This is a genomic window from Alteromonas stellipolaris, from assembly GCF_001562115.1.
Taxonomy (GTDB): Bacteria; Pseudomonadota; Gammaproteobacteria; order Enterobacterales; family Alteromonadaceae; genus Alteromonas; species Alteromonas stellipolaris.
The window spans coordinates 1,608,172-1,635,146 of sequence record NZ_CP013926.1 but is presented as its reverse complement, the minus strand read 5'-3'; the positions used below and the strand labels follow the sequence as shown (position 1 = coordinate 1,635,146).

Genomic DNA, 26,975 nt, shown 5'->3' with positions numbered 1-26,975 from the left:
AGATCTAAAGCACTGGCTTCTAATGCAATAAATAATGCAATAAATACGCCTTAGTTCAAACGCATTGTAATTTTAAAAAAGCTTAAGTTATTAATTATAATAGATAAAATATGATTCCAGTTTACCTTCATGTGTAAGTGTTTAATGGCAAATGTTAAGAAAATAAGGTGCTTAAATAGCAAGGCGGTGTTTTTGCGTTAATGGTGTCACGCGACAATAAGTGGCAGGTGCATCGAGTTAGTGCAGGGTTTTCATTTGCAATTATGCAAGAAGGCCTGCGGCATAGCAGACCTTCTCTTGTGAAATTCGCTATTGTATTTCCATATCAAGATAGCCCTCGCCGATATACCTACTTCCAAAGCGATCATTACAGTCCATATCTGATTGCACTTTTTGAGCTGTAAGATAGGCATCAGAATGGGTGCTATTTATAATGAGCCCAGAATATGTGCGGGGGGGCGTGCCTGAGAAAGTTGTACCAGTACATTTTACCGTATACTTCCAATCAGCTAATTGCGACGAAAAAGAAGTGCTTTTGGTTTCGGTTGAGTAAGTGTAACTGCTTGTTGTTTCTGTTGCTTCCCAGCTTTTTGATAAAGTCGAAGCGCTAAAATCAGCATAGTAAGGTAGGTCATGTAATAGCTTTTTGACCGATGTAAGTTCATTTCGACCAAGTTTACAATTGAAAACGTCATAGGTGTAAGCCACTTTATCGTCACCATTTAAGGTCACTAACGATTCCAAGAAACCTCTATTTCGTACGCCATTTTTGGTTTCTTTAAAATCGCAATTAGCATCTTCTTTTATCCTGATATTAATGTCAGGATAAGTTAAGTCCAAGTTCAGATACTTGTGATGGTAGTTAACGTTTAATTGAGGTGTGAAGTATTGCAAAATGTATTGATATTCTATTGATTCTAAATAGTTATCGGTTCTGAAGCTTGTGTTAATTCCCGATAATTTCAACAATTTTTTTGAGTAGTCGTTTATGCTTGCATCGTTTATTTTATCAAGTAGGCCAGCAAACTCAGATATAGAATTTTTATGTTTGATTTGCGCTTCGAAATACGTATCTAGAAGTTGTCGATTTACATGCACACTTTCATTAGAATTCACAATTGCGTTTTTCGCTAACGCTAGAAAGCTGCGTTTTTTTGTTAGTGCAAATGCATTCATATATCCATCAAATGACGCTTGGCTGACAAAAATTGCTTTTTTTGCGAGTAATGCCTCGTTTCGGTACGCCCCCTTTTTATGTTGTGCGAGGTAGCGATCGAATCCTGCTACAGTATTTTTCTGTTTAGCCGCTTTGAAGTCAGCCTCATCAAGCAGAGCGTAGCGTTTGGCCTTGAGCTTGTTTATTTTGTCTTGGGGAATACCAGCAAGGTGTTCTTTGTTATTCAAAACTTTATTAATTGAGGCCACGGATGAACCGGAAACTAGGCCAGCGTAGCGTTGATTTAGTCTTAAGTTATTTTCTCGATATGAAATCGCTTTTTGCGCGTCAGCAAGCCGTGATAACAAAATCTTTTTATAAATCCAACCTTCGCCGTTATAAACCCAGCCATCTTCTATCTTTTCGGATATGATGAGCGTACCTTTCTTGTGCTTATTGATTATTTTTCCTTTAGTAGAAGGCCGATTTCGTTGGTTGACGACAGGTGATTTCACGACAAACCCGTAATAATTATCGTCACTTAATAATCGCTTTATACTTTCAAGCTTTTCTATGCTTTGTGCGCTATTAATTGCTTTTATCAAGAAGTCATGATCAATCAAACTCATGTATGGCTTTACATTTTTAGTAAAAGTGGTGATGGCATTATTAGTTAACGCATCATGAATTTCATTTTTTGTGGTGAATATGTCACTTTTTATTGTTGCGCCAACACGATTTAATAATTCATTATCAATTTTATTGTTCACATAAAAGTCGCCGTCAGAAGCTGCCCCTACAACAATGTAGGGAACAAGTACCGTCATAAGCACCATGCCGCCAGATACTTCTGAATCGTGAAATACCGAGTTTTCAGGTATGTTCTTTTTGGCATCGGTAAAGCATGGTTTTGAACGATTGGTATGTGTTAGCACTACACAATCAATAAACGTATCCCCATTCGCTATATTTTTCCCTTCATTTTGCTTTAGTAGCTTTACTAGTGCTTGCCGACTTATTTTCTTAGCTGATATATCGACGACGTCAATTTTATCCTTCGTAAGTTGAAAGATAACCTGCAGCTCTTTATGAGGAAGCTTTTCATTAGCATATTGAAATTGAGTTTTTGTGCTAAGTGATGAAAGATTTTTCATTTGCGATGCATTGTTCGACGAACAAGACGCTATCAAAATGGTTGTGATGGTGAATATTGCTTTGCGAAAAATACCGCTGATTTTCATAAAGTGGTTCTTGATTATGTTTTAGTTATCCACTTATTTAAACAAAATAGAAAAATATCGTCCTTCCCCAAATCGCGCATAATTCGGTCGTTTCAGCCTCCTAAATTAATCTACCTGACTTGACGTCGTGACAACGAAAGTTTCACCACGCGCCGGTATGCTCTGTGTGAATTGACCGCTCAATGATAGGGTGCTTGAAAGGGTAAATAGCGAACACTCGGGTAACGTTCTGAATTACTACTTGTACAAATCGCTCTGCGCCAGTAAAAGCTGCTAGTTTAGGGTGAGACCACAAAATGGATGCTTTGCCATTGACGAGCAAGATATCTCCATTGTTATCATCAACAAAGCATAAGCCAACCCGCCCATCTGATTCGATGTTGCCGAGGGTATTAAAAAACTTATTTCCGCTAAAGTCGGGAAATAACAGGGTATCTCCGTCTACTTTGATAAAACCATTCTTTCCGCCTCGATGCGATACATCTAGTCCATGGCGGGGATCGGCGGTAAATTTACTATGCCGCGAAGCAATATAAAATGTGTCAGCCTGAGCTACTAGCAAAGCATCTTTCTTCGTTAACCCGTTAGATTGGGCATACTGACCCTTAACGTTTGAATTTGTGATTGAGCTGGCAGGCAGTGCGGGCGCAACATCACGGGGCAAGGTATCTCGGGGATGTATATACTGAGGACAGTTTCCATAACTTTGTTCTACTTGCACTCGTATAACACCGCCCCGATTATGAAGTATTAGTCCGTTAAGCCTATTACGGCGGCGGGTACTTAGCTGTAACCCAAGCAGCGCAATTTTACTGCCAGTATTCACATCTAACTGTGCGGCATCATTGATTAACCAGCCTACATTGTCGCTTAAGGCCAAAGAAAGCTGAGTGGGCGATGGCGACTCAATATAGTGATGATCGTCAACATTAGTATGTTCGCCCCAAAATGGTATCGCCCAAGGATGACCATGACTATCTACTACACCAGCCACCATAAACGGGCTACTGCAAAAAAACGCACGGTGCTGTTCTGGCATAAAGGGGCGAATAAAGCCTTTCGTCTGTTCACCGATACCCTCAGCAACGCCTAAACGTTGCTGAATGCGATATTCCTCAGTGTGAAAGGCACTTGTATTGATACTGTTCATAACGAACCTTAAAGTCTGTAATCCGCTGTAGCGGAATTTGCCATAGGGATAAAATTATCCAGCGATTCAATACGGTTTATCCAAGATTGAATGGCGGGGTAAGGGTGCAATGAAACCCCACCTTCAGGCGCGTGGGCAATGTAGCTGTACATGGCGATATCAGCAAGAGTCAGCCTCTCGGTAGCCAAGTATGCTTTGGTGCTTGATTCGATGCGTGATGTGGGGCCGGATAGGGTATCCTCCATCACTTGTAGCAAGGTTTCAGTGGTTGCTAGTGCGGTGGGTACGTCGATATTGGCACCAAATACATATTCAAGACGAAGCGCTGCAGGGCCTTTGGCGAGCTCGCCGGCAGCTACCGAAAGCCAGCGTTGAACATTGGCTTTTTCAATTGCTGTCGTACCCATCCAAGGGTAATCACTGCCGTAAGTATCTGCTAAATAAACAATAATGGCATTGGAGTCTGAAACGGTGTGTTCACCATCAACAATCACTGGCACCTGTCCAAAAGGGTTCTTAGTAATAAATTCGGCAGATTTATGCGCGCCGTTTACCATATCAAGATTATGATTATGGTAACTAATACCGAGCAGAGACATAAACAACTCTACCTTGTGACAGTGGCCAGATTTCGGGTTTCTATAGTGAATAATCGCGTTATTTTTTTGTGTGTTGCTAAGCGCATTTGCAGATAATGAAGTCATTGATATTCGCCTTATAAACCAAGTGCCGTAAGCCCTGGGAAGTCTAGTGGGCGGCTATCGCCCTCCCAAGTCAGCTTACGTTCGTTGTCAGTTATGGTGTGGTCGTTAATGCTGGCAATTCGGCGCTGCATCAACCCTTCTGGGTTGAACTCCCAATTTTCGTTACCATAAGCCCGAAACCATTGACCTGAGTCATCTTGATATTCATAGGCAAAACGCACCGCAATACGGTTTTCAGTGTATGCCCACAGCTCTTTAACCAACTTATAATTAAGTTCTCGCGCCCATTTTCGTGCTAAAAAGGCCTCAATTTGCGCTGTTCCGGTAATAAACTCAGCACGATTTCGCCACTGACAATCCGGCGTATATGCTGCTGCAACTCGCTTAGGCGAACGACTATTCCAAGCATCTTCTGCCATACGAATTTTTTCAATAGCGGTGTCATTTGTAAAAGGGGGAAGTGGAGGTCTCACAAGCTCATCCTAGTGATTTAAGTTGCAGTTAGTATGATTGCTTGATAAAAATAAATAATTACTCAATTTTGAAATTTATAATTTCATTTTTTGAAACAATAAAGTGTGTAGACTAGTTAGCTAAACCCGTTAGCAAAGAGCAAATAGCCCGTTATGGATAGAATACAAGCAATGTCAGTATTTGCTGAAGTCGCCAAGCTTGGTAGTTTTGTAAACGCTGCAGAGCAGTTGTCGATGTCGCCTCCGGCGGTAACGCGGGCTATCGCTACCCTAGAAGCTCAGTTGAACACACGATTATTTCATCGTACTACACGTCGTATTCGTTTAACCGAAGCGGGCATACAATATCTTAATGACGTACACAGAATCCTGGCAGATATTGCGCAAAGTGAGGCCGCCATTGCGGGGGTTCAGCTATTGCCGAAGGGCACGCTGAGTGTGACGGCGCCGGTTTTATTTGGTGAGCTTTACATCACGCCAATTATTGTTCAGTTTTTACGAGACTTCCCTGAAGTGAATGTGCATGGCTATATGTACGACAACATCGTTGATTTACTCGATACAAATATTGATGTGGCGATAAGAATTAGTAAGCCTAAAGATTCTGGGTTATATGCCAGTACGGTGGGGTATGTAAGAAAGGTAACCGTGGCCTCAGCAGAATATCTAGCTAATGCCCCAACGTTGAGCACGCCAGAAGATTTAAAACATCATACCTTGCTGTACCCAAGTGACTTTACTGAACCGCCGGTGTGGAATTTTAAGCGCAACGGCAAAACGGTAGCAATTCGGTTACAGCCTAGATTTGAGTGTAACCAAAATCGTTCAACAATTAGCGCTGCAAAATCTGGATTAGGTATAACTCGTCTTATGTCGTACCAAGTTGCAGATGCGATAGAGAAGGGCGAATTAGTCAGTGTGTTAGATGAGTTTAACGATGTTAAGTTACCTATACAGGTGGTCAGTCTTGAAGGCCGTCATAACCTAGAAAAAGTGAAGAAATTCGTAGAGTATGTCAAAAGTGCCCTAGCAAAAGACGTGTACTTGAATTCGTAATCTCGCGTTGATATTTAACAAGCTGTTCAATAAGTTGATCATACGAAATCTGCACAACGCTTTTCAAAAGCGTTACACCTAACGTTTGAATAACGATTGATAAGTTACTTTTGCTTGCCCTTGTTAATAACCTCATTTCTCTCTCGCTCGTAGGTGTCATAGCTCTTTTGATATTGAGCTTCGCACTCTTCTCGTTGTGCGCCATAGAGTTTACGGCATTCTTGAAGGCGGTTCTCTTGCGTGGCCTCGTATAAATCTTGCGATGTGCAGGCGAATAATAACGGGGATACAGTTACCACTAAAGCGAAGGACGCGAGTTTGCTGTTAAACATAAATTACCTTTAATAAGAGAAGTGCCAGTCTCATGGTTTATAGATAATTGTTCTGACGGCACAAATCCCATTTGGTTCATTGATTTATCCGTTCATTTTTTAGTGCTATCTTCATGCAGGTTTGATAAAAATAGCCCCATAAATAAAGAGTGAATAACCAGCCTTATGATTTCTTGGAAAGTTTTAACATTTAGCCAGCTCAATACCCATCAGTTATTCGAGCTTATGAAACTTCGAGTAGACGTATTTGTGGTAGAGCAAACATGCCCATACCCTGAGCTTGATGAAAAAGACAGACATAGCGATACGCGACATTTATTGGGTTTTAACGGCGACATGTTAGTCGCTTATGCGCGTTTAATACCTGCGGGAGTTAGTTATCCTGGCGTCAGTATTGGCAGAGTGGCTACCCATGCAGATTTCAGAGGTAATGGTGCAGGGAAAAGTTTGTTAACTGAGGCTATCAAACAGTGTGAAAACTTGTGGCCGAAAGAAGATATTGAAATTGGTGCACAAGAATACTTGTTAGCCTTTTATCGTAAATTTGGTTTTGTGCAAACCTCTCAAATGTATTTAGAAGATGATATACCCCACGTAGATATGAAGCGTAAAGCAGTAGCTTGATTCAAGTACTGCTAAAGGAATAAGGGCTGGTAAACACCAGCCCTTAAAAATACCGGTAACCGTTATTGCTTAGGAAGCATTTCAACCAACTCGTTTAAGTCATTCACGTTGTAATCTGGCGCAATAGCCAGTGGATACAATACCTTTCCTGGGCGGGCAATAAAGGCAGCTTGCCAACCGGCTTGTTTAGCGCCAGCGATATCCCAACCATGTGCTGCAACCAGCATGGCATCTTCAGGTTTAATCCCCATTTTTTCAGCGGCCCATGCGTAAGTGCGAAGATCAGGTTTGTATAGATTGATATCTTCAACACTTAAGCGGTGTTCAAAAAATTCAAGCAAGTCAGCATTCTTGAACTGGGTATACACACCTTGGTTAGAAGAGTTGGTCAAGCTTACCAGTGTATAACCTTTATCTTTCAACGCTTGTAAGCCACTACGTACATCTGCATGAGGCGGCAAACTACGTAGTGGGGTAACAATAGCGGTTTTAGCTTGTTCTTGGGTTAGCGAAATACCTTCTATTTCAGCCACCATTAGTAACGACGCCACACCAATTTCACCGAAAGTGTGAAAACGCTGGGTGGTAGAGTCTACCAGCGAGTGATGAAGCATAGTTGAAAACCACAAAGGTAGTAACTCATTACGGCCTCCTAGCGCTTCGCCTACGGAGCTGCGCATTGCAGTAAGGTCGAGCAAGGTTTCATTTACATCGAAGAAAATAACTTTAGGAGGTACAGGCTTAGCCTTTTCCATTGTGGTGTCAGCAGGCTGTTGAGCATAGCTTGAAAATAACGGCAATATGAGAAGTGCCGCAGTAATAAATCGTTTCATAGGATGTCCTTTTTTAATGAGTAGGCTAAGTAAGCGAATGAATAATAGGCGCTAGTTTGACGGAGGATCTAAAAGTAGAGACCTAAAAATAGGTGCTTACATTTTGAATGATTGCTCAAAACGATAAAGGACTTTGCACTAGTGTTCAATAACTTTTTGAGTGTTTGTTCAAAATTGTTATGATGTAAAACAGATAAATAGAGAATAAACGAACGAAAGGCTCTCGTGATGGCTAAAGCACAATTCGATAAAAACAGCATTTTGGATAAAACCATTATGCTGTTTTGGCAACAAGGCTACCATGGTACGTCAATGCAAGACGTCACCAGCACCACAGGATTAAAGCCTGGTAGTTTATATAATAGCTTTGGTAACAAAGAGCAGTTGTTTATTGCAAGCCTGGACCGGTACGCACAGCGTAGTGCTGACAAAATGAAGCGAGCAATGGCGCATGGAGCAGGCGAGGGCATTATTATGCTGCTGACCGACATGGTGGCCGCAAGAGGGCAGAAAGACTACACCCAAAAAGAATATGCAAGCTGCTTTATCATTAAAACCCAATTGGAACTTACCAGCACCGAACCTAAACTGGCAGAGCTCGCTGGTAGCTGCTTAAGCCGAACTAAAGCCCAATACAAACTAGCGATTGCTAGCGAATATGGTGAAGCGCTGAGTGAAGTGTATGCCACATCGGTCATGATGGCTATTTTTGGTATTCGGGTTTACGGCTATCAGCAGCCAAATGAGGCTGATGTACTTGAAAGCCTGAGGCTGAGTTTACCCTGGTTACCTTGGAAAAAACACTAAATTAATGTTGCCAAGGCGATATTGGTTTGCCTCGTCAATTCACCGTTTATTTTCCAGTGGTCGGGGCTCCAACCCGCTAAGAACCGATTAAAATCAGCGCAAGCAGTGGGGTATAGCGCTCGCCATTCCTGTTCTATTTCAGGATATTGAAATTCGTATTGTGTGCCTATTAGCTGAGAGCCAAGGCAATCGAAATAATAATCTAAGCAGCTAGTAGTATGGGCTCGTTGATCGCTTTCACTTAACGCGCTGCCAATAAAATAAGCCACGTCTTTCATTCCTACTCCTAACCCCGTGTATTGAAAATCCACACCAGCGCATTGGCTAAAATCAGGCGTAAAGCAAAAGTTCGCAACCTTGGCATCGCCGTGCAATAAGGTTTGAAACCGTGCTGATGAAAGCTGGGTCGACAATCTGTTGGCTTCTTTTTTTAAAGGGCTATCTTCCATAGCTTGCCATTCGTCTTGCCTCGTACTCAAATGCCAGTAAGTGCCCTCTGGCCAAACATGGGGATCAACAATGCCCATAAAGCGGGCATGAAATGCTGCCAGCCAACGCAATACCGACTGCGCTTGTTTAACACTTAGCGAGGTTGCACATTGGGTGTATCCCGCGTCAACCAGATCGCCCATCACTAAGATATGTGCACTGCTATTGTTATCACCACTAGACTCTAAATTATTATCTACGTTAATGACTGCCTTGGCGTCTAGATTAGCCGCGGAATTTGCAGGTGTATTTGAAGTGACGCTGGTTTCGCTAGCGGCTGCTAAGCACGTAGGAGTTAAGCAGTTTGCATTAGTGCTAGGTTGCAATTGGGTGTAAAAGTAGTGCTCTACCTCAAATGAACGGCATTTTCTAAGATGACTGGTATTGCTTTGCCATCCTTTAGGGTGGCTGATCTCTAAAGAAGGTTGAACGCACTTCGCCACTACAGGTGTTAAGGAGTTATCAGCGTTATCAAACAAAGTAGCGCGAAAGCACGCGCCATAACCACTCCAGAGTGACTGAATAAGCAATGGGGAGTGCACCTCTTTATTGGTTGCTCTTGCTAACCAATCAATCAAGCTGGGTTTAACTTTATCCATTGCCTTACTCCCACAGTGCAATAATATAATCAACCAATAAAAAAGCCGCAATTAAGCGGCTTCTTATCGTTTATTAGCAACCTTAGTTCCTAGTAATAACGATAGTCAGCAGTGACTATCGTTATCAGTAACTAGGGCTTTGCTAGTCACGCTTAGGCGTTTTCATCAACACTGGCTGGGAGTGTTGTTGGTGCTGATGCAGCGGCACTTGCTTTCGCAATAGCTGCGCTTCTACCCGATACTACAATGGCTGGGCGGCTATCATCAGACTTAGCGGTAAGCGCTACGTCATTGAAAGTATCATCAACCGATGCAGGTGCTGCCATTGGCGCAGATGCATTAATGCGGCCACGGCTGCTAGCAGGTGCACCTGTAGTAATAGGCTTAGTTACCGCAGCTTTCGCTTTCTTAAGGTTCGCTTTTGGCACAGGCTTAGTTTTAGTTTCACTTGCTGCTTTAGCCGAATCGTCACCTAGGTTTATTTCAACCTGTTTAGGTGCAGCTTCGGCGACAGGTGCAGGAGTAACTTCAGCTTTAGCTGGCTTAGGCGCATCCGCTTCACTTTTTGGCGAAGCTAACTCGAACTGCATTTCGTCTTGAACGACTTCAGATGCTGTTTCAGCTTTTGGAGCTTCTGGCTTAGCGGTTGCAGTTTCTGTTGTCGCAGGCGCTGCCTTTTCTTCCGATGGGGCTAATACACCAGGCTTAGTGGCTTGAGTGTCTTCTGTCTTAGCAACAGTAGGCGCTTCAGCATTTTCGGCAGCGGTATCAACAGTAGCTGGCTGGGCATTCTCGTTTTGAGTATGCGCAGTATCTGCCTCAAGTTTACCTGGCATTGCCGCTTGAGTATCTTCTGCACGAGGTGCTGATTTACTCACGTCGGCAGCAGGTGCTTCTTGTGAAGGCGTAGTTTCAACGTTTGCAGTTGACTGTTCATCTACCGGAGCGCTGTTGTCATCATTAGACTGCTGCGCTTCCTTCTTACGGCGCTGACCAGCAGCACGAACATGACGAGGAGAACGACGTGAACGGCCACGGCTTTCGCGTTTTTGACCATTTTCATCAGTGTCGTTGTTCGCTTGCTCTGAAGAAGATTGAGCATCTTGTTCAGTGGTCGACTTAACTTCAGCTGGTTGAGAGGCTTGCGCTACTGGTGCTGCTGATCCAGAAGCTGCTGGTGCATCAGTTGATTGAACTGGCGCAGTATTAACTTCTTCAGTTTCAGCAGGCGCTGCTTTAGCAGGTTTAGGTTTCTCAACGGCAAGAGATTTAACTGGTTTGCTAGCCGGTGCTTCATTTGACTGAGTATTGTCATCTTTTTTCACACGTACGCTGCGACGAGTATCTCTGCGTTTGCGGCGCTCAGCCACTTCTTGTTTCTTCTGCGCTTCTTGAGGCTTAGCATCTTGAGACTTGTTATCTTGTGTCTTAGGCGCTTCGTCTTGGGTGTTATCTCTACTTTGCTCTTGCTTAAGTTTCTGAGTCTCGTCACGAGGTTTACGAGGCTTACGGCCTTTGTTATTACTCGCGCGTGGCTTGTCGTCTTGCTCAGAACGTGGCGTACGCTGTTCTTGTTCACCATCTTTGTTTTGAGGCTGGTTACGACGAGTGTTCTTTCTTGGTTTGCGACGACGATCATCGCCATTGCGGTTGCGAGACTGATTGCCGCCACGGTTGTTGCGACCTTCAGATTGCTTCTGCTTTTCTTTTTCTTTTGCTTCAGCTTCTGCCTTTGCTTTTTCGTCTTCACCGCCAAGTACATCACCTAACCATTTACCAATGCGGGCAAAGAGTGAGGGTGAGCTTTCAGCTTTAGCTTCAGGTGCTTCTGCTTTAGGTGCAACAACTGGCGCAGCGGTAGGAGCAACTAGCCCTTTTAATGCTGGCTCTTCACGTTTAACCGGCGCTGAAGTTGTGGTTTCAGTTTCCGTTTCAACCGTTGGCATCAACTCTACTTCGTAGCTTGCATCATCTAGAATATCATCTGGACGGCGGCGTGTTACTTGGTAGTGAGGTGTTTCAAGGTTGGCGTTAGGGATAAGCAATAAGTTAACGCCATGGCGCTTTTCTAAGCTTTGAATCGCTTTACGCTTTTCGTTAAGCAAATAGGTTGCTACTGATACAGGAAGCTGTGCTTCAATTTGGCCTGTGTTTTCTTTAATGCTTTCTTCTTCAAGAATACGCAAAATAGACAGTGCTAATGACTCGGTACCACGAATGGTGCCGTGACCTGAACAGCGAGGGCACACATGGTGCGCTGAATCACCCAATGATGGGCGTAAACGCTGACGTGACATTTCCAGCAAGCCAAAGCGAGAGATACGGCCTAGCTGAACGCGAGCGCGATCGCTGCGAACCGCGTCTTTCATGCGGTTTTCAACTTCACGTTGGTGACGTACTGGGGTCATATCGATAAAGTCGATAACAACCAAGCCACCTAAGTCGCGTAAACGAAGTTGACGAGCAATTTCGTCAGCTGCTTCAAGGTTCGTATTTAGTGCTGTTTCTTCAATATCACCGCCTTTTGTTGCACGGGCAGAGTTGATATCAATAGAGGTAAGTGCTTCAGTAGGGTCGATAACAATTGAACCACCAGAAGGTAAGCGAACTTCACGTTGGAAGGCCGACTCAATTTGGCTCTCAATTTGATAATGACTGAACAAAGGTACTTCGCCACGATAAAGTTTCACGCGGTTGGCAAAGTCAGGGCGCACAAGTTGGATGTGCTGCAATGCTTGTTCGTAGATGCTTGTTTTATCAATTAAGATTTCACCAATATCGCGACGTAAATAGTCACGAATTGCACGTACAATTACGTTACTTTCTTGGTGAATTAAGAAGGGCGCTTCACGCTCTTCAGCCACTTTAGAAATTGCTTCCCAATGGGTAAGTAGTACTTTTAAGTCCCACTCTAATTCTTCGTAAGATTTCCCTACGCCTGCGGTACGAACAATTAAGCCCATGCCATCAGGCAGGTCTAGTTTGTTCAAAGATTCTTTAAGTTCTGTACGCTCATCACCTTCGATACGACGAGAAATACCGCCGGCACGAGGGTTGTTAGGCATTAATACTAGGTAGCTACCTGCGAGTGATAAGAAAGTAGTAAGCGCTGCGCCTTTTTGACCACGTTCTTCTTTATCAATCTGAATGATAACTTCTTGGCCTTCCTTAATGACATCTTTGATGTTTGGGCGGCCTTCGAAACGATAGCCTTTGGGGAAGTAAGTGCGAGCGATTTCTTTAAGAGGTAGGAAACCGTGGCGATCTGCGCCGTAGTCTACGAATGCCGCTTCGAGGCTTGGCTCAACGCGGGTTATTTTACCTTTGTAAATGTTTGCTTTTTTCTGTTCGTGCCCAGGACTTTCGATGTCCAAATCGTATAACCGCTGCCCATCAACAAGGGCAACACGCAACTCTTCTAATTGAGTTGCATTAATTAACATTCTTTTCATTGTATCTAACTCTGTTTTTAATACAGCCGTCCAGATACAAAATTAAAGTGACATGTACAAACACTCACCGCGCAATCTCACGATTGTACGGGGACCTTGTTGTAACGCCGCATTATCCTTGAACTTACGTGGCATGTAACGTTTTTCGTTACTCGTTCCGCGTTTTATATTGTTCTTAAGAATGTCGGGAGCGACATACCCTTATCTCTATCTATCTTTTTAACAAACACCGCTCTTAGGCTGGCGCTTGTTTGTCAATTCAATTCTGTTAGCTAAACGGCGAACTTATTTTATGTTCGCAAACAGCATCTGAATTATCTAACGGCAGTGTAGTCGTTGCCTCTATAATTCTCGTTCCAGATATAAAATTGCGTGTTTATTGAATAATGCAATTGGAACGTGACGCTGTTCTTATGGATAACAAAAGTGGCGAAATAAGCGGGTAACGAATTAACCAGCTCTAAATGCTCACTATGTTAAATGTTGTTTTTCACCGGCATGATTTGGCCGCGTAAAATACAGTTTTTATTATGGCATCAAAGGTTCAAATTAAGCAAGGCGTGAGGGGTAAATAAGCCCAGATAATGCGGTTTTTCTGTGCTAAATGCTCGTTTAGTATCAAAAGTAGTCAAAGGGTTTTATTTTTAAGGCACATCAAAGTTTCTGTATCGGTCTGCTTTTGCATTGCGTTATAATGAAGTCTATGAAAGAACAAACCCAACAATCAGTCCGTTTCGTTACCGTTGAACCCGATTTAGCAGGGCAACGTGTAGACAATTTTTTGCGCACCCAATTAAAAGGCGTGCCCAAAAGTATGATTTATCGCATCTTGCGTAAAGGTGAAGTGCGCGTAAATAAGGGTAGAGTAAAACCCGAATATAAACTCGTTGCCGATGATGTAGTGCGTATTCCGCCTGTACGTGTATCAGAAGGAACACCAGGCCCATCGCCCAAACTCGATAAAATTGCAGCGCTAGAATCTCAAATATTGTTTGAAGACGAGCGCATTATTGTAATTAATAAACCTTCAGGCATTGCTGTTCATGGTGGCAGTGGTTTGAGCTTTGGTCTCATTGAAGGCTTACGCGCACTGCGCCCCGATGCTAATTTTATGGAATTGGTGCACCGTTTAGACAGAGACACCTCTGGCTGTATTTTAATTGCTAAGAAACGTTCGGCGCTTCGTCATATGCATGAGCAGTTGCGTACCGGTAAAATGGATAAGCGCTACCAAGCATTAGTGGCAGGGCAGTGGCCTGAAAACCGTTTTAAAGTAAAAGCGCCACTTCGTAAGAATGTGTTGCAGTCTGGTGAACGCATGGTGAGCGTGAGTGAAGATGGCAAGCCATCCGAAACCCGTTACCGCATATTGCAAAAATTCGACACCGCCACTTTGGTAGAAGCTTCACCTATTACAGGTAGAACCCACCAAATCCGAGTTCACTGTTTACACGCTGAGCATCCTATTGCTTGCGACCCTAAATACGGTGATGCCGAGTTTGATGAGTCTATGCGTCAAAAAGGGTTAAACCGCTTGTTTTTGCACGCACATAGCATTTCGCTAATTCATCCTGGCACAGAAGAGCGGGTTAAATTTACCGCACCGTTAGATGCCACGTTAACCAATACCTTAAAAGCGTTGTCATAAGGCTTTTAGGGTATTCGGTAAATTTACTTATTAATTAAGTTCTATTTATTTATATAAATTCTCTGATACACAAGGAACGCGGTAACTATGCCCTATAAGTTGGTTATTTTTGATTGGGACGGCACCTTAATGGACTCTGCCGATAAAATTATCAACTGTATGCAGATAGCAGCAAAACACTGTGACATGCTTGTTCCTAGTGCTGATGCGGTGAGTCACATTATTGGTATTAGCTTAAAACCCGCAATTAAGCAGTTATTTGATATTGATGATGACGCCCTAGCTGAGCGTTTAGTACTGGCTTATAAAGAGGCCTTCGTCAGCCATGACGCTACGCCATGTCCGTTATTTAATGGTGTACAAGAATTGTTGTCAGCATTAAAAGCAGAGGGGGCTACCCTTGCTGTAGCAACAGGGAAAGCGCGTAGAGGTCTTGATCGGGCATGGTCGCAAACCGAAACTGGCCACTTTTTCAGTGCATCACGGTGCGCTGACGATGCCCAGTCGAAACCGTCACCTGACATGTTACTGCAAATTTTAGACGAGCTAAAAATCAGTGCCCAAGATGCGGTTATGATTGGCGACACCACCTACGATATGCAAATGGCGAAATCTATTGGTATGCGCAGAATAGGGGTTTCATATGGAGTGCACGCACAAGTTCACCTTGAAGCATTGGCGCCCGAAACCATTGTGCATTCCATTGGTGAACTTCAGCAATTTTTGCTTCGCTAGTTTAGCGTTCTATAGCAAAGCAAATCTTCAACCGCTAGGCTTTGGCAGTAGCTAGGTCTAGCAAATCGATATTAAAATGTTTGTCTAACATATTATGCAGCAGCATCACGGGAAGCCCTATTAAAGTATTAGGATCGCGGCTGGTAATTCGTTCGAACAATAAGGCACCCATGCCTTCACATTTGAAGCTCCCCGCGCAATCAAGTGGCATTTCGGCTTCAACATAAGCGCGTAGCTGCGCTTCTTTATGGCTACGAAAATACACACAGGTTTCTTCGGCTCGGGTAATGGTGTCTAAATTACTGGTAAGAATATCGGGTAGGTCTTCATCGTCTTCTGCTTTACACAGACTTATCGCAGTGTAGAAATACACCGATTTTCCCTGGCACATTTTTAATTGCGCTACAGCATTTTCAACTGTGCCGGGCTTGCCTAATATGACCTTGCCATCAGGTCCTTCTACAGAAGCAACTTGATCACTTCCAATTACAATTCTCCCCGGCTGTTGTTGGGCAATTTTTTTTGCTTTTTCGAACGCTAAACGTTTGCACAACGCAAGGGGTGTTTCATCGGGTAGGGGAGTCTCATCTATATCTGGTTTGCTTATTTCAGCTTGAATGCCAATATTCGACAATAATTGCTGGCGGTACTTCGATGATGAAGCTAGAACGAGTGTGGTCATACTACAAAACCTCAATCTTACATTAAGTGTTAATTAACCGAATTACGCGTTGCGTATCCTCTAAAGAGTAATCACAACTCACCCTAAATATAGCGTGTTTTAATAAACGAGCGTAATCCCGTTTGCCAACTTGGGTATTTTCAACAATACGCTATTTTGCCAACCGCCCTATGTTTTAGACTCATCATGTTCTTTTTACTTGTTATTTGGTGCTATTCCCTTAAAATTCGGTTTATGAAAAGAAGTACAAAATCGCTAAATTATTATACAAAAACGCCCATTAAATCTTTGACAGTGGGATGTGGAATCTATAGAATGCGCGCCCTATGCAGAAAGTGAAACTCCCTCATACGGTCGAACCGACCAGCAGCGCTATGAAACGTTCCGATTATCGGGGTGTTCTTGTGTCTGAAGATATGGAACGATTAAGTGGGGCTGTTGTCCGATGTAGTGAATATGTGGACGTTGATGTGCAGTTCAAAAAAGACGAGCAGGGTCTTACTGTATTTCACGGCCATTTAGGCACTCAGGTAACACTTCTCTGCCAGCGGTGTAATGGTGAATTTGATACCACACTTGATGTGGATTTTTGTTTTACTCCAGTGCAGGGAGAAGAACGAAATGAAGAAGATCCAATACCCGAGGCTTACGAACCGGTAGAGGTCAACGACCACGGAGAAGTTAATCTGCTTCAGATATTTGAAGACGAGTTACTTTTATCTTTGCCCATCGTACCCCTTCATGCAGAGGAGGAGTGCTCAGTGAAAAAAGATGATATGTCATTTGGAAAGATTGAACCGGAACAAGAGCGAGAAAACCCTTTCGCGGTTTTGAAAGAACTTAAGCGAGACCAGGAGTAAGTTATGGCTGTACAAAAAAATCGTAAAACGCGCTCTAAGCGTGGTATGCGTCGTTCACACGATGCATTGACTGCGTCGACTTTGTCTGTCGACCCAACGTCGGGTGAAACACACCGTCGTCACCACGTGACAGCTGACGGTTACTATAAAGGCAATAAAGTAGTCGGCGCGTAATACGGCGTCTACATTTTGTCTAAGCTAACCATCGCGTTAGATATCATGGGGGGCGATCATGGTCCCCCTGTTATCCTCTCTGCGGCTGTAAAAGCCATTGAACTTCATTCTGACGTTCATTTTTTGCTATGCGGCGACCAAGCCGTTATTTCCCCAGCAATTCAAAATCTCACTGCTTCTCAACGAAGTCGGGTAACTGTATCTCATTGCGACCAAGTGGTTGAAATGGGTGAGGCGCCTACCTCTGCGTTACGAAATAAAAAACGCTCTTCAATGCGTCGTGTGATTGAATATGTTCAAAGCAACGAAGCCGATGCGTGCGTAAGTGCAGGCAATACAGGTGCGTTGTTAACCTTATCGTTTTACTTACTAAAAACCTTATCGGGTATTGATAGACCTGCGCTTATCAGCATGATGCCCACCGCGAGTCATCATAATGTTTTCTTGCTCGATTTAGGCGCGAATGTTAATTGCACGCCTGAAATTCTATTTCAGTATGGTGTGATGGGATCGGTGTTAGCGCAAGAAGCAGCAGGCATTCCTTCTCCTCGTGTTGCGTTACTAAACGTGGGCGAAGAAGATATAAAAGGGAATGCGTACGTAAAGTTAGCCGATCAACTCTTCAAAGATGCACCAGGTATTAACTATATTGGTTATGTAGAAGGTGACGACATCTTTACCGACAAAGCCGATGTGGTGGTGACTGATGGTTTTACCGGCAATGTTGCGCTTAAATCTAGTGAAGGACTGGCTAAGTTGGTTATCAACGAAGTGAAGCGCCAGTCACAAAAGAACTTTTATACGCGGCTAATGGCCAAAATTGCTTTTCCATTGCTCAAATCTATCTATAACAGCGTGAACCCCGACCAGTATAATGGTGCGAGTCTGATAGGATTGCGCGGCATTGTTATCAAGAGTCATGGAAATGCATCTAAAGACGCCTTTTATTACGCCATTGTGCAAGCAATGAAAGAAGCAAAGATGCGAGTTCCAGACAAGATAAAAACGAAGATAGAAACGGTTTTATTGGAGCAGCTTTGAGCAAATATTCTCGATTTATCGGTACCGGAAGTTATTACCCTAGTGATATACGAACCAATGCCGATTTGGAAGTTATGGTTGATACCAGTGATGAATGGATCACTGATAGAACCGGTATTAAAGAACGCCGAATTATAGGTGCCGAAGAAACCGCTGCGACCATGGGGGCAGAGGCAAGTAAAAAAGCCATAGAGATGGCAGGCATCGACCCTCAATCAATTGACATGATAGTGTGTGCTACTACTAGCGGACGCTATGCACTTCCTAGTACTGCCTGTGAAATCCAGCGCATTTTAGGTATTAACGGTATTCCTGCATTTGATGTGGCTGCTGCTTGTGCAGGTTATTGCTACGCATTAAGTGTGGCCGACCAATACATCAAATCAGGCATGGCCAAGCGTATCTTAGTTATAGGTACAGATTGTCTTAGTCGCCTGATAGCGCCTGAAGACCGCACTATGGTCATTTTATTTGGCGATGCTGCCGGTGCCACTATTATAGAAGCCAGTGATGAGCCGGGTATTTTATCAACTCACATTAACGCTGATGGCTCTTACGGCGATTTACTTTACGTTGGTAACCCAACCCGTGGTGATGAAGCATCGGTTCACGAAAACTGGGGCGTGATGCGCGGAAACGAAGTTTTCAAAGTTGCCGTGAACAAATTGTCTGAAGTGGTTGAGCAAACCCTTGCGGCCAACAATATGCAAAAATCTGATCTGGATTGGCTAGTGCCTCATCAAGCGAATTTCAGAATTATCAAAGCGACAGCAAAAAAACTAGATATGTCGTTAGAACAAGTGGTGGTGACGTTAGAGAAATACGGTAATACCTCGGCTGCCACAGTACCCACAGCACTAGACACCGCTATTCGCGATGGTCGTATTCAGCGTGGGCAACATTTATTATTAGAAGCATTCGGCGGCGGTTTTGCGTGGGCATCTGCGCTGGTACGATACTAGTTTCTTCTATTAATTTTATTGAATTCGTTGCATTCAAAAACCCGTTGTTTATAAAAAATATAAGGAACAACAATGACAAAAACAGCCTGCGTCTTTCCTGGGCAGGGCTCACAATCAGTGGGCATGCTTAAAGAGTTGGCCGACAGCTATCCTTCGGTTTTAGATACCTTCAAAGAGGCTTCAGACGTATTAGGTTACGATCTTTGGGATCTGGTACAAAATGACGCCGATGGGAAACTGAACGAAACCCATATCACTCAGCCCGCTTTGCTTGCAGGTAGTGTTGCCACTTGGCGCGTACTAGAAGCTCAAGGCATTGAAGTGAGCTACTTAGCGGGTCATAGTCTAGGTGAATATTCTGCGTTAGTGTGTGGCGGTGCCATGTCATTCGCCGATGCGATAAAGCTGGTTGAAGCTCGTGGACAATATATGCAAGAGGCGGTGCCTGCGGGTGCCGGTGCTATGTATGCCATTATTGGTTTAGATGACAACACCATTGCTAATGTGTGCCACCAAACGGCGATTGCCACAGGTGATGTAGTGTCTCCGGTTAATTTTAACTCGCCAGGTCAAGTGGTAATTGCGGGCGAAAAAGTGGCCGCTGAGCAAGCTGCTGCTGCATGTAAAGAAGCGGGTGCTAAGCGAGCGCTTCCACTAGCGGTAAGTGTGCCTTCGCATTGCGAACTTATGCGCCCTGCTGCTGACAAATTAGAAGACGCGCTGGCGACATTAAACGTTCATACCCCTGCAATCAATATCATTAATAATGTTGATGTGACCATTGAAACTGACGGTGCATCAATAAAAAGTGCGTTGGTACGCCAATTATATTGCCCTGTTCAGTGGACGCGTACCGTTGAGTACTTGGCTGCCGCAGGTGTTGAACGCATCATTGAGGTAGGCCCAGGTAAGGTACTTACAGGATTAAATAAACGCATTAATAAAAGTTTAGAATCCATTGCTGTAAACACGCCCGAAAGTGTGGAAGCATTAAAACAATAAGGAAACGCTATGAGTCAGTTAGAAGGCAAAGTAGCACTGGTAACAGGCGCAAGCCGAGGCATTGGTAAGGCTATTGCTAGTCAGCTTGCAGCGCAGGGTGCTACGGTTGTGGGCACTGCTACAAGTGACAGTGGTGCAAGTGCAATTACTGAATACTTATCTGAATTTGGTGGCAAAGGTATTGCACTAAATGTTACCGATAAAGACAGTATAGATGCTATAATCAAGGAAATTAATGACACCTTCGGTGGCATTGATATTTTGGTTAATAATGCAGGTATTACCCGTGATAACTTGTTAATGCGTATGAAAGATGACGAATGGCAAGACATCATTAATACCAACCTTACAGCCATTTTTACGCTGTCAAAAGCGGTACTTCGCGGTATGATGAAGAAACGCTTTGGTCGTATCGTAAATATCGGTTCTGTGGTGGGTAGTTCGGGTAATGCTGGGCAAGCAAACTACGCAGCAGCGAAAGCAGGTGTTATTGGTTTTTCGAAATCTATGGCACGTGAAGTGGCTTCTCGTGGTATAACTATTAACGTTGTTGCGCCTGGTTTTATCGATACTGACATGACAAAATCATTGACGGACGATCAAAAAAGCGCAATTTTTAAAGATATTCCTGCTAACCGTTTAGGTGAACCTGATGAAATAGCAGCCACTGTTGCCTTTTTAGTGAGCAGCGGTGCAGCCTATATTACAGGCGAAACTATCCATGTAAACGGTGGTATGTATATGGGTTAAATTCACGAAAATTGTGAATTTAACTGTGTTTGGGGTGGATTTTCCCCGAACTTGGATGTAAAAATAGAACATTAAGAATTTGGGATGTCGCTGGTTTGACCAGAAAGTTTGTTTAAACTGGTGCTTGCAAGCTTGTACCTTGCAAAATAAACTAGCGGCACTTTGACTATCTAGTGACGTTTAAGGGAAACCTAGAATTATGAGTAACATTGAAGAACGCGTTAAGAAAATTATCATTGAACAACTTGGCGTAAAAGAAGAAGAAGTAAAAGCTGAAGCTTCATTCGTTGATGATTTGGGCGCAGACTCACTTGACACTGTTGAGCTAGTAATGGCGTTAGAAGAAGAATTCGATACTGAAATTCCTGACGAAGAAGCAGAAAAAATTACTACTGTTCAGTCAGCGATTGATTACATCAATGCTAACAAAGACGCTTAAGTCTTCGTTATAGTAAATTAAAAAACGGCTCTCTTTAGAGCCGTTTTTGTATTCCCACCTTATTGGTTCCAATGCGAGGGCTTTTTGTGACAAAACGTCGCGTAGTGGTTACTGGTCTTGGCATGCTTTCACCTTTGGGTCTTTCTGTAGATGAGACTTGGCGTCGTCTGTTAGCAGGCGAAAGCGGTATTGGTGAAATCACCCATTTTGATTGCAGTGACTATTCCACCCGTTTCGCAGGTCAAGTTGATAACTTCGACCCGCAGGAATATATAGAAAAAAAAGAAACGAAGAAAATGGACAGGTTTATTCAGCTGGGTATTGCAGCGGGTAAACAGGCTATGGCTGATTCGGGCTTAACGATAACTGAAGAAAATGCACACCGAGTAGGTGTAGCTATTGGTTCAGGCATCGGTGGGCTAGAGCAAATTGAACAAAACCACACCAAATTAATGAATAGTGGTCCTAAGCGCGTTTCTCCATTTTTTGTACCTTCCACTATCACCAACATGATTTCTGGCTTTTTGTCTATCATGGAAGGGCTTAAAGGGCCAAACCTAAACGTGGTGACGGCATGTACCACTGGTGTGCATAACATAGGTATTGCTGCGCGTACTATCGCGTATGACGATGCAGATGCCATGCTTGCAGGCGGTTCAGAAGCGTCTATTACCCCATTAGGTATTGCTGGTTTTGCTGCGGCACGTGCATTGTCTGCTCGAAACGACGATCCTCAAGGCGCTAGTCGCCCTTGGGATAAAGATCGTGACGGTTTCGTCATGGGCGAAGGCGCTGGTGTAGTAATGCTAGAAGAATACGAAGCGGCGAAGGCTCGTGGTGCAACCATTTACGCTGAACTTGTTGGTTTTGGTATGAGTGGCGACGCCTATCATATGACATCACCACCTGCTGACGGTGAAGGTGCGGCGGCTTCAATGAGTAACGCTATTCGCGATGCAAAAATTGAAAGCAGTGAAATTGGTTACGTTAATGCTCACGGAACATCAACACCAGCGGGTGATATTGCTGAAGTTGCAGCGGTTAAACGCGTGTTCAACGAACATGCGCACAACATGCTAGTGAGCTCTACTAAGTCGATGACTGGTCATTTACTTGGTGCAGCAGGCTCTGTAGAAGCTATTTTCACCATATTGGCACTACGTGACAAAATGGCACCGCCAACGATTAATTTGGATGAGCCAAGCGAAGGATGCGATTTAGACTTCGTAGCAAATAAAGCAAAAATGTTTACTTCAGACTATGCGCTGTGTAATTCATTTGGCTTTGGTGGTACTAACGGTTCGCTTATTTTCAAACGAATTTAAGCCCAAACAATCGTTTGGACACCCCTAGTTATTGATTAAAGGCAGCGCAAGCTGCCTTTCTTGTTTGCGCACAACAACTTGGTATACTGCACGGCAGACGTTAATTATTAGAGCTAGTTGTGAAAATAGTCGCAAACACCGACACCACATCGTCAACCCCTTCATCTTCCGATGCAATTGCCTTAAACGACAGGGCACTGAACTATGGTGATGGCGTTTTTACTACCATGTGCGTTAGCCATGGAAAAGTAGAGCTACTGTCTTTTCATCTTGCTAGGCTAAATCATGATGCCAAAGCGTTAGCCATTTCCCTCGACATGGCTGCACTGATACAGGCTATTGATGAGTATGTGAGTTCGCTTACTGCATCACTTGAACATCCCAACATTAAAAAGGTAATGAAGATCCATGTATCTTCAGGAGAGGGCGGTCGTGGATATGCACGAGATAGCCAAGCGCCGGCCATTGTTCGGTTCTCCACCCATGTGTATCCGGCACATTATTCTGACCTTGCCGCTAGTGGTTTAACCCTTATAAACGCGAAAACACCCCTGGCAATACAGCCTTTACTTGGTGGCATTAAACATATGAACCGGTTAGAGCAGGTATTGGTTAAGCGTGAAATTATTGCGGCCAATGCCGATGATGCCTTAGTGTTCGACACGCAAGGGCGCGTTATTGAGGCCAGTGCTGGTAACGTATTTTTTCAAACTGACAGCGGTTGGCACACGCCTAAGGTAAACAACTGCGGTGTAAATGGTGTTGTGCGTCAGTGTATATTAAGTATGTTACAACCAAGCTCGTCAAAAGGCAGCGACATAAGCGATAACGCCTTGGTCGTTCACGAGGGCGAATACACTCTGGCTGATGTAGCCAATGCCAAGGCTCTAGTGATCACCAATGCCTTAATGGGCGTAATACCCGTTAATAACGTTGTGCTAAACAACGGAAAAACTGGCGATGAGTTAGCATTTAATGCGTCTCATGAAGGGGCAAAGACCCTCGCTAGGTTAGTATTAGATAAAATTCAGGAAGATCATGCGAATAGTTATTAGCATTGGGATAATGCTGGCGCTTGTAGTGGGTGCAATTACCTTTGGCGTTTTATATGTAAATGGGCAAGCTTCATCGCCCTTGTCGATTTCTCAACCCCAGCTTTATACGGTAGAAAAGGGCAGTAGCGGATATAAAGTGGTAAGGGAGCTTCGGGCGCTGGATTTAATCGATAGCCCTGAATTAGCCACCAAGCTTTGGCTTAAATTCTTTGCGCCCAATACCCATGTGAAATCGGGTACATACCGTTTAACACCTGGGCAATCATTGCGCGAAGTGTTTGCCACATTAAGCCGTGGCGAAGAGCATTATTTTGCGGTGAGCTTGGTAGAAGGGCTTACACTAAAAGAGTGGTTGGTTACGCTAAACGCGCAATCTGAGCTTATCAACGACGTCACCTTCGAGCAGGTTGAACAGACGATTAAAACCACAAGCCAGTTAAGCGAGGAAAAGGCAGCTTTAACGCCGTGGGTGAATGACGCTAGCAGCGCCGAAGGTTTATTTTTAGCCGACACGTATTTTTTTACCGCGAATACTGCGGCCAGTAGCATTTTAAAACGTGCCCACAAGGCTATGTTAGATTATGTTGAAACCCAGTGGCAGCAACGGCAAGCAGATTTGCCATTGAACTCACCGTACGACGCCCTAATATTGGCAAGTATTATTGAAAAAGAAACCGCGGTGAGCGCAGAGCGAACCAAAATTGCGGGCGTGTTTGTGAACCGCCTACGTAAGAATATGCGTTTACAAACGGATCCCACCGTAATTTACGGCATTGGTGATGCGTATGATGGTAATATTACCCGTAAGCACCTTCGAACGCCCACACCTTACAACACGTATACTATTAAAGGTTTGCCGCCCACGCCTATCGCGATGGCGGGTAAAGAAGCCATTTGGGCTGCATTAAACCCGATGGAAACCGATGCTTTGTATTTTGTTGCTAGGGGTGATGGTAGCCACGAATTTTCGTCTTCGCTAGCTGCTCATAATGCGGCTGTGCGAAAATATCAGTTAAATAGAAAATAAAAAGTCCAACAACGAATAATTATGAACGGAAAGTTTATTGTAGTAGAGGGCCTTGAAGGGGCCGGAAAAAGTTCAGTGATTGGGCTTATAGTAAAGCAATTGCAAGATGCAGATATTGCGGTTGAGCAAACACGCGAGCCAGGCGGTACGCCTATGGCTGAGGCCATTCGCGAGTGCGTTAAACACGACTGGAACGAGACCGTAGCCGAAGAAACAGAATTACTGTTGATGTATGCGGCGCGAGTGCAGTTATTAACTAACCGTATACTTCCAGCGTTAGATGCAGGGAAGTGGGTAGTCGGTGACAGGCACGATTTGTCTTCACAAGCCTATCAAGGCGGTGGTCGTGGCGTGAGTGCTGATACCATGAGTGCCATTAGCAAAATAGCACTTAACGGTTTTAAACCTAATTTAACCTTGTACCTAGACGTTGAGCCAGCCATCGGCTTAGAGCGCGCTAGGGGCAGGGGAGAGCTTGATCGTATTGAACAAGCAGGCTTGGCTTTTTTTGAGCGTACCCGTGAACGGTATTTAAGCCTAGCAGCACAAGATGACAGTATTGTAGTGATTAATGCCATGCAAGCTATGGAAGATGTGCATAAAGACGTGATCACAGCCGTGCAGGAGTATCTTTCTTAATGCAATCTGGGCAAATGCTACCTTGGTTCTCTGATACCTATAACGAATTGCTTGTACGCTATTTTAATAACAAGCTGCATCATGCGCTGTTATTTATTGGCGCTAAAGGTATTGGTAAAGCGAAGCTGGTTGCAGGGCTGTCGGACACCCTTTTGTGTAAAAAACCAACACCGCAAGGTGCGTGTAACGCATGCCAAAGCTGTCATTTGCGCCTTGCTGGCAATCACCCCGATTTTTACGTGCTAGAAAGCGAAAAGCAGTTGGGCGTGGATAAAATTCGAGAAGGTATTGCCAAGTTAAGTGGTACGGCGCAAATGGGTGGCAATAAGGTACTGGTGATCCCTGTGGCCGATAGCATGACAGAGGCCGCGGCTAACGCACTCTTGAAAACCTTAGAAGAGCCCACCAATAATACATACTTGCTGCTAATCACTGACAGCCTGAACAGAATAATGCCTACCATATTGAGCCGATGTGAAAAACATTCGCTGGGTTTGCCTGATGTGCAAAGTAGTTTGGCCTATTTACAGCAACAAGGCGTACAAGATGCCAGTGAAGCGTTATTAGAAGCCTATGGTTACGCGCCACTTCGTTTAGAAGCTGCACTTAATAGCGAAAGCGATTTTAATTATCGTACCTTCACTGACGGTATGGGCGCATTACTTGCTAGTTCAGGAAGTCAGCAGCTTTTAGCTCTTGCTAATAAATGGCAAAGTGATGCTGTTCAGGTAGCAACGTGGTGCCAACATATGGCCCATAAAGCGTATGTAGAACGCCAACAAGTGCAAGATTACGCGCGTTATCGCGCCTGCGTAGAGGCAGTTAAAACCTTACAGCACCCAGGGGTGAATAAATCCATGGTGTTGGTCAGTATTTTAAAACAATTTCAGCGCTAGGCCACGTTGTTAGTGGGTTAGCCGTAAAAAAGATAGGTATATTTTGTTCGTAGATTCACATTGTCATTTAGACAGATTAAAGCAATCGCCAGAAGAATTGGCAGAAACTCTAAACTTTGCGCGCACTCGCGGTGTAGAGCACTTTTTATGTGTGTGCGTATCGGTGAGCGATTACGACAGCATGTTAGAAACCGTAAAAGACTTCGCTGATGTCTCTGTCTCTTGTGGCGTACACCCTCTTCACCAAGAAGATGCATGTACTTACCATGAGTTACTTGAAAAAGCGCAAGACGATGCGGTAGTAGCGATTGGTGAAACAGGCTTAGACTATTTTTATAGCCCTGAAAGCAAAGAGGTTCAGCTAACCTCGTTTGTTGATCATATTAAAGTCGCCAATGAAACGAAAAAGCCGCTAATTATTCATACTCGTGATGCCCGTGACGACACCATTAGTTTGCTGCGCGAGCATAAAGCTAGCCATACAAAAGGCGTGCTGCATTGCTTTACCGAGTCCCTTGAAATGGCGCAGGCCGCCATTGAAATGGATTTCTACATCTCTATTTCTGGCATCGTCACGTTTAAATCTGCCAGTGAATTACAAGACGTTGTAAAAGCGGTTCCTCTTGAGCGATTATTGATTGAAACCGATTCCCCTTGGCTAGCCCCAGTACCCCACAGAGGTAAACAAAACCAGCCGGGTTATGTGGTAGAAGTCGCGGAATTTATTGCCGAACTAAAAGGTATATCGGTGAAAGAATTAGCGCGTATTACCACTGAAAATTTCTACACTTTGTTTTCACTTGCCCAACGTAAAGCCGCTTAAG

The 26,975-nt window shown here is 44.0% G+C and carries 27 protein-coding genes; 18 read left to right on the top strand and 9 right to left on the bottom strand.

Features of this window, described 5'->3' with window-relative positions; all coding sequences use genetic code 11:
- Window positions 1–309: 309 nt before the first annotated feature.
- The 4 genes from AVL57_RS06880 to AVL57_RS06865 all read right to left on the bottom strand — a co-directional run bounded on the left by AVL57_RS06880 (window position 310) and on the right by AVL57_RS06865 (window position 4,724).
- Entirely contained in the window at window positions 310–2,310 is a 2,001-nt protein-coding gene (locus AVL57_RS06880; protein ID WP_156454870.1) for an SH3 domain-containing protein, read from the bottom strand.
- Between the two features lie 229 nt (window positions 2,311–2,539).
- Window positions 2,540–3,547: a pyridoxamine 5'-phosphate oxidase family protein gene (locus tag AVL57_RS06875; protein WP_057792400.1), complete on the bottom strand. Its 1,008-nt coding sequence runs from the start codon at window positions 3,545–3,547 to the stop codon at window positions 2,540–2,542.
- 8 nt (window positions 3,548–3,555) lie between these two features.
- Window positions 3,556–4,251, bottom strand: coding sequence for a glutathione S-transferase family protein (locus tag AVL57_RS06870; RefSeq protein WP_057792398.1), 696 nt, complete (start codon window positions 4,249–4,251; stop codon window positions 3,556–3,558).
- A gap of 11 nt (window positions 4,252–4,262) precedes the next feature.
- On the bottom strand, window positions 4,263–4,724 hold the full coding sequence (locus tag AVL57_RS06865) for a nuclear transport factor 2 family protein (protein ID WP_082604933.1): 462 nt from the start codon (window positions 4,722–4,724) through the stop codon (window positions 4,263–4,265).
- Between the two features lie 153 nt (window positions 4,725–4,877).
- On the opposite strand from AVL57_RS06865, the gene AVL57_RS06860 reads away from it, so the two are divergent.
- Window positions 4,878–5,780: a LysR family transcriptional regulator gene (locus tag AVL57_RS06860; RefSeq protein WP_063457120.1), complete on the top strand. Its 903-nt coding sequence runs from the start codon at window positions 4,878–4,880 to the stop codon at window positions 5,778–5,780.
- A 104-nt stretch (window positions 5,781–5,884) separates the two neighbouring features.
- Here the strand turns inward: AVL57_RS06860 and AVL57_RS06855 are convergent, their stop codons facing one another.
- Window positions 5,885–6,112 carry a hypothetical protein gene (locus AVL57_RS06855; protein WP_057792396.1) on the bottom strand — a complete coding sequence of 76 codons (228 nt, stop codon included), beginning with the start codon at window positions 6,110–6,112 and terminating at the stop codon, window positions 5,885–5,887.
- 165 nt (window positions 6,113–6,277) lie between these two features.
- On the opposite strand from AVL57_RS06855, the gene AVL57_RS06850 reads away from it, so the two are divergent.
- A complete protein-coding gene (locus AVL57_RS06850; protein WP_057792394.1) occupies window positions 6,278–6,736 on the top strand; it encodes a GNAT family N-acetyltransferase in 459 nt (152 codons plus the stop codon).
- 62 nt (window positions 6,737–6,798) lie between these two features.
- Here AVL57_RS06850 and AVL57_RS06845 read toward each other — a convergent pair whose 3' ends face one another.
- A complete protein-coding gene (locus tag AVL57_RS06845) occupies window positions 6,799–7,569 on the bottom strand; it encodes a haloacid dehalogenase type II (RefSeq protein ID WP_171008953.1) in 771 nt (256 codons plus the stop codon).
- A 228-nt stretch (window positions 7,570–7,797) separates the two neighbouring features.
- On the opposite strand from AVL57_RS06845, the gene AVL57_RS06840 reads away from it, so the two are divergent.
- Window positions 7,798–8,376, top strand: a complete 579-nt coding sequence (locus AVL57_RS06840; RefSeq protein ID WP_057792392.1) for a TetR/AcrR family transcriptional regulator — start codon at window positions 7,798–7,800, stop codon at window positions 8,374–8,376.
- Here the strand turns inward: AVL57_RS06840 and AVL57_RS06835 are convergent.
- Window positions 8,373–9,464: an oxidoreductase family protein gene (locus AVL57_RS06835; RefSeq protein WP_057792390.1), complete on the bottom strand. Its 1,092-nt coding sequence runs from the start codon at window positions 9,462–9,464 to the stop codon at window positions 8,373–8,375. The genes AVL57_RS06840 and AVL57_RS06835 overlap by 4 nt on opposite strands.
- Window positions 9,465–9,616: 152 nt before the next feature.
- Window positions 9,617–12,916 (bottom strand): ribonuclease E, encoded by a 3,300-nt coding sequence (rne, locus tag AVL57_RS06830; protein WP_082604932.1) that lies wholly within the window; start codon window positions 12,914–12,916, stop codon window positions 9,617–9,619.
- Window positions 12,917–13,619: 703 nt separating this feature from the next.
- Here rne and rluC point away from each other — a divergent pair.
- Both rluC and AVL57_RS06820 read left to right on the top strand, forming a co-directional pair.
- Entirely contained in the window at window positions 13,620–14,564 is a 945-nt protein-coding gene (rluC, locus tag AVL57_RS06825; protein ID WP_057796195.1) for a 23S rRNA pseudouridine(955/2504/2580) synthase RluC, read from the top strand.
- Between the two features lie 87 nt (window positions 14,565–14,651).
- On the top strand, window positions 14,652–15,299 hold the full coding sequence (locus AVL57_RS06820) for an HAD-IIIA family hydrolase (protein WP_057792388.1): 648 nt from the start codon (window positions 14,652–14,654) through the stop codon (window positions 15,297–15,299).
- A 34-nt stretch (window positions 15,300–15,333) separates the two neighbouring features.
- Here the strand turns inward: AVL57_RS06820 and AVL57_RS06815 are convergent, their stop codons facing one another.
- Window positions 15,334–15,981 (bottom strand): Maf family protein, encoded by a 648-nt coding sequence (locus tag AVL57_RS06815; protein WP_057792386.1) that lies wholly within the window; start codon window positions 15,979–15,981, stop codon window positions 15,334–15,336.
- 326 nt (window positions 15,982–16,307) lie between these two features.
- On the opposite strand from AVL57_RS06815, the gene yceD reads away from it, so the two are divergent.
- The 13 genes from yceD to AVL57_RS06750 all read left to right on the top strand — a co-directional run bounded on the left by yceD (window position 16,308) and on the right by AVL57_RS06750 (window position 26,974).
- Window positions 16,308–16,841, top strand: a complete 534-nt coding sequence (gene yceD, locus AVL57_RS06810) for a 23S rRNA accumulation protein YceD (protein WP_057792384.1) — start codon at window positions 16,308–16,310, stop codon at window positions 16,839–16,841.
- A 3-nt stretch (window positions 16,842–16,844) separates the two neighbouring features.
- Complete coding sequence (gene rpmF, locus AVL57_RS06805) at window positions 16,845–17,015, top strand: 50S ribosomal protein L32 (protein ID WP_013784462.1); 171 nt, start codon at window positions 16,845–16,847, stop codon at window positions 17,013–17,015.
- A gap of 15 nt (window positions 17,016–17,030) precedes the next feature.
- Window positions 17,031–18,056, top strand: a complete 1,026-nt coding sequence (plsX, locus tag AVL57_RS06800) for a phosphate acyltransferase PlsX (protein ID WP_057792382.1) — start codon at window positions 17,031–17,033, stop codon at window positions 18,054–18,056.
- A complete protein-coding gene (locus AVL57_RS06795) occupies window positions 18,053–19,018 on the top strand; it encodes a beta-ketoacyl-ACP synthase III (RefSeq protein WP_057792381.1) in 966 nt (321 codons plus the stop codon). Before plsX ends, AVL57_RS06795 begins: the two co-directional genes overlap by 4 nt.
- 72 nt (window positions 19,019–19,090) lie before the next feature.
- Window positions 19,091–20,020, top strand: coding sequence for an ACP S-malonyltransferase (fabD, locus tag AVL57_RS06790; protein ID WP_057792379.1), 930 nt, complete (start codon window positions 19,091–19,093; stop codon window positions 20,018–20,020).
- 9 nt (window positions 20,021–20,029) lie between these two features.
- Window positions 20,030–20,770: a 3-oxoacyl-ACP reductase FabG gene (fabG, locus tag AVL57_RS06785; RefSeq protein WP_057792377.1), complete on the top strand. Its 741-nt coding sequence runs from the start codon at window positions 20,030–20,032 to the stop codon at window positions 20,768–20,770.
- Window positions 20,771–20,969: 199 nt separating this feature from the next.
- Window positions 20,970–21,209: an acyl carrier protein gene (gene acpP / locus AVL57_RS06780; protein WP_013784457.1), complete on the top strand. Its 240-nt coding sequence runs from the start codon at window positions 20,970–20,972 to the stop codon at window positions 21,207–21,209.
- Window positions 21,210–21,295: 86 nt separating this feature from the next.
- A complete protein-coding gene (gene fabF / locus AVL57_RS06775) occupies window positions 21,296–22,534 on the top strand; it encodes a beta-ketoacyl-ACP synthase II (RefSeq protein WP_057792376.1) in 1,239 nt (412 codons plus the stop codon).
- A gap of 119 nt (window positions 22,535–22,653) precedes the next feature.
- Window positions 22,654–23,589 carry an aminodeoxychorismate lyase gene (pabC, locus tag AVL57_RS06770; protein ID WP_057792374.1) on the top strand — a complete coding sequence of 312 codons (936 nt, stop codon included), beginning with the start codon at window positions 22,654–22,656 and terminating at the stop codon, window positions 23,587–23,589.
- Window positions 23,573–24,616 (top strand): endolytic transglycosylase MltG, encoded by a 1,044-nt coding sequence (gene mltG, locus AVL57_RS06765; protein ID WP_057792372.1) that lies wholly within the window; start codon window positions 23,573–23,575, stop codon window positions 24,614–24,616. Before pabC ends, mltG begins: the two co-directional genes overlap by 17 nt.
- Before the next feature lie 21 nt (window positions 24,617–24,637).
- Window positions 24,638–25,255 carry a dTMP kinase gene (tmk, locus tag AVL57_RS06760; RefSeq protein WP_057792370.1) on the top strand — a complete coding sequence of 206 codons (618 nt, stop codon included), beginning with the start codon at window positions 24,638–24,640 and terminating at the stop codon, window positions 25,253–25,255.
- A complete protein-coding gene (locus AVL57_RS06755; RefSeq protein ID WP_057792368.1) occupies window positions 25,255–26,151 on the top strand; it encodes a DNA polymerase III subunit delta' in 897 nt (298 codons plus the stop codon). The genes tmk and AVL57_RS06755 overlap by 1 nt, the downstream gene beginning before the upstream one ends.
- Window positions 26,152–26,194: 43 nt before the next feature.
- Window positions 26,195–26,974, top strand: a complete 780-nt coding sequence (locus AVL57_RS06750) for a TatD family hydrolase (protein ID WP_057792366.1) — start codon at window positions 26,195–26,197, stop codon at window positions 26,972–26,974.
- The last annotated feature ends 1 nt before the right edge of the window (window position 26,975 follow it).